Source organism: Saccharopolyspora sp. NPDC002686 (genome assembly GCF_040295745.1).
Lineage (GTDB): Bacteria > Actinomycetota > Actinomycetes > Mycobacteriales > Pseudonocardiaceae > Saccharopolyspora > Saccharopolyspora oryzae.
The window spans coordinates 1-1,980 of the sequence record NZ_JBEOVY010000618.1 but is presented as its reverse complement, the minus strand read 5'-3'; the positions used below and the strand labels follow the sequence as shown (position 1 = coordinate 1,980).

Genomic DNA, 1,980 nt, shown 5'->3' with positions numbered 1-1,980 from the left:
GGAAATCGGAGGTTCGATTTCCATTGAAATTGCGGTAGATCACCTGGTCAGGTGAGTTCGGCTACGGCTCGGACGAGCTGGTCGACTTCGGCGGCGTTGGTGTAGTGGGCGAGGCCCACTCGGACCGCGCCGCCGACTTCGGCCACTCCGAGGACCGCGAAGACTCCGTGGGTTCCGGGGTCGGCGAAGGCGCAGACGCCGCGCTCCGCGAGGTGCTCGACCGCGTCTTCGGCCTTCACACCGGACACCGTGAACGCCATGGACGGGACTCGGCGCATCGCGTCGCCGATGAGCATCACGTGGTTCAGCTTGCGGAGGCCGTTGGTGAGGTTCGCCAGGAGTCCCGCCTGGTACGACTTCACCGAACCCAGCGAGGTCAGCAGCCGTTCCCGGCGCGGGCCCACCGCCGAGTCGTCGAGCGCGGCCAGGTAGTCCACCGACGCCACCAGACCGGCCAGCAGCGGGTAGGCGGGCGGGCCGAGCTCCATGCGCTCCGCGCCGCGCGCACCGGGTTCCAGCGCCACCGACGGGAGCTGGTCGAGCATCGCCGCGTTCTTGAACACCAGCGCACCCACCGGCGGACCGCCCCACGCGGAGGCGTTCACCGCCACCACGTCGGCCCCCATCGAGGTGATGTCCAGCGGCACGAACGGCGCCGCCGCCGAGGCGTCCACCACGACCAGCGCGCCGTGCTCGGCCGCCGCGTCCGCGGCCTGCCGCACGTCCGGCCGGGTGCCGACCGCGCCGGAAGCGGCGGTGATCGCCACGACCTTCGTGCGCGGGGTGACCAGTTCCTCGTACTGCCAGGTGGGCAGCTCGCAGGTCTCGATGTCGACCTCGGCCCAGCGCACCGTGCCGCCGGAGCGCTGCGCTGCGCGCTGCCAGGGCGCGACGTTGGCCGGGTGGTCGAGTCGGGAGACGACCACGTCGTCACCGATCATCCACCCGTCGCCGAGCGCATCGGCCAATCTCTGCAGCAGCACAGCGGAGTTCGGACCCAGCACCACACCTGCCGGGTTCGCACCGACAAGGTCGGCAATGGAACGACGGGCGGCTTCCACGATCGCCTCGGCGCGCTGCGAGGCGGGGAAGATCCCGCCCGGACCGGATACCGGCGCCCGCAGCGCAGTCGACGCCGCAGTCGCCACTTGTTCAGGAACCTGCATGCCTGCCGGGGCGTCCAGGTGCACCCACCCGTCGCCGAGCGCGGGGAACAGCCCGCGAACCGCCGCGACGTCGAACGCCATGCAGCACACGTTACGTACGGGACGGGCGGTACCGGCTGCCGGGTGGCCGATATCGCATCAAAACCGGTCCCCGGACTCGACGCCGAACGCGGAACCCCGGACACTGCGAGCGCGCGCCCGGTGACGTGGTGCGTTCGGTCTGTGGTGGACCGAACAGGACGGACCGGTCACCGCTCACGCGAAGCGTTCGACGACCCGCCAGGATGGAGACATGACGCGCGAAGACAGCGAGGGCAGGCCGCAGGTGTTCGTGGTCGGCGAGGACGGCAAGCCGATCGGCGCCATCGCCGAAGGCGAGCAGCCCGAGCGCGGCGAGGACATCAACGAGCTGGTCGAGCAGCCCGCCAAGGTGATGCGCATCGGCACCATGATCAAGCAGCTGCTGGAGGAGGTCCGGGCGGCACCGCTGGACGAGGCCAGCCGCAGCCGCCTCAAGGAGATCCACCAGTCCTCCATCCGCGAGCTGGAGCAGGGCCTGGCCCCGGAGCTCATCGAGGAGCTGGAGCGGCTGTCGCTGCCGTTCGCCCAGGAGAGCACGCCGTCCGAGTCGGAGCTGCGGATCGCCCAGGCCCAGCTGGTCGGCTGGCTGGAGGGCCTGTTCCACGGCCTGCAGACCGCGCTGTTCGCCCAGCAGATGGCGAGCCCGGTTTCGCACTGGATCAGCAGGTAGTAGGCCTTCTTGTCGCGGTACGGCCCGGAACTCCCGTACCCGGACAGGTCGCACACGATCAGC

The 1,980-nt window shown here is 70.5% G+C and carries 2 protein-coding genes; one reads left to right on the top strand and one right to left on the bottom strand.

Annotated features, from left to right (window positions below; translation table 11 throughout):
- Positions 1–47: 47 nt before the first annotated feature.
- Complete coding sequence (locus tag ABTZ89_RS38310; protein ID WP_270951576.1) at positions 48–1,247, bottom strand: cysteine desulfurase-like protein; 1,200 nt, start codon at positions 1,245–1,247, stop codon at positions 48–50.
- Between the two features lie 211 nt (positions 1,248–1,458).
- Here ABTZ89_RS38310 and ABTZ89_RS38305 point away from each other — a divergent pair, with 211 nt between their 5' ends.
- Positions 1,459–1,917 carry a bacterial proteasome activator family protein gene (locus ABTZ89_RS38305; protein ID WP_351054312.1) on the top strand — a complete coding sequence of 153 codons (459 nt, stop codon included), beginning with the start codon at positions 1,459–1,461 and terminating at the stop codon, positions 1,915–1,917.
- Positions 1,918–1,980: the final 63 nt, after the last annotated feature.

Coding starts and splice junctions, on each gene's coding strand:
- ABTZ89_RS38310 (WP_270951576.1), bottom strand. CDS start 1,247: ATGGCGTTCGACGTCGCGGCGGTTCGCGGGCTGTTCCCCGCGCTCGGC.
- ABTZ89_RS38305 (WP_351054312.1), top strand. CDS start 1,459: ATGACGCGCGAAGACAGCGAGGGCAGGCCGCAGGTGTTCGTGGTCGGC.